Origin of the sequence: Spartinivicinus poritis, assembly GCF_028858535.1 — a bacterium.
In the GTDB taxonomy this organism is placed as follows: Bacteria; Pseudomonadota; Gammaproteobacteria; order Pseudomonadales; family Zooshikellaceae; genus Spartinivicinus; species Spartinivicinus poritis.
The window spans coordinates 1-1115 of the sequence record NZ_JAPMOU010000159.1; the positions used below are offsets into that span (position 1 = coordinate 1).

At 38.7% G+C, this 1115-nt stretch carries 1 protein-coding gene; it reads right to left on the minus strand.

All coding sequences use genetic code 11. The features are described from left to right. The coding region (locus ORQ98_RS29485) for a transposase (protein ID WP_274692402.1) at window positions 1–1115 on the minus strand (1115 nt) is incomplete at both ends.

Below are 1115 nucleotides of genomic sequence, written 5' to 3' on the forward strand. Positions count from 1 at the left end.
TAACCTTTAACCAATTGTAATAACTTTGCTGTTGACACATGTTTATGACTTATTCTTCTCACAGGCTTAACGCCTGGCTTTTTGGGTGTTCGCTTCTGCTTCTTGTATTTCTTAAGTTCAACATTGGTTGCCAAGTCCTTTAATAACGTTATAAATTCATGTTCTCCAACCAGTTGAAATAGTTGCCAGTCTTCTTTTGAAACCGCAATATTCATACCTTCATAAGTTCGTCCTATTTCACCTGCTATATAATACCCTGAGACTTCATTTTCTACTTTATCTTCGCCATAAACACTCTTCAGCGCTGACTTAATCACACTTAGCACATTGTAAGCGATAATGGCTATGCTAAATCCAAACAATGCCGCACGCGGGTAACCTAAAGTATTAATTTCTGAATGAAGATATGACTCGACATGTTGAAACATTGTCTCAATTGACCAACGCTTTTGGTATAAATAAGCAATAAATTCTGTACGAGCATCTGATTCAGGTAAGTTGGTAATTAGTAATAATTTTGTTGCACCATTTCGAGTGGGTTTATACAAGTGTAATGAAATTAAACGACATTTTATTTGTTTATTATCTTTACCTTGAAGGATTACCTGTTGCTCATATAAATCTCCACTTTCAGTCTCCCCTCGGGATACTGGTTCACTTAATATGTTGTAGGAAAAGCGTTGATGTACTCTACAAACAAAGTAACCTGTTTGCTCGACTATACCCTCCAGGTGACTTAATACACAGAAATTACTATCCATCACATACACCTGGTTTCGTTTCACTTTTTGGCGTACTTGAGCGAGTAAAGACCTTTCTTGCGCATGGCCATCTTCACAAGGAACAATATCCGTTATGAGCCCAGTTTCAGGCGAATAAAGCACGATCGTTTTTCCTGGCAAAGGTGCTCCATCACTTTGGCGCAAAACTTGTAAACGCCTATGGGTTGCCTCAATGCAATTTCCATCCTGAATAACCAGGTAACCAGGTAACCAGGACTTTGTTTCGTCATGATTTAAACCTTTAATTATCCGGTCAAATTCAAGGCTTGTCTCTTCAACAAGGGCTTCCATCACGCCAGGCTCTAGTCCATTGAGTTTGTTATAGACTGACGT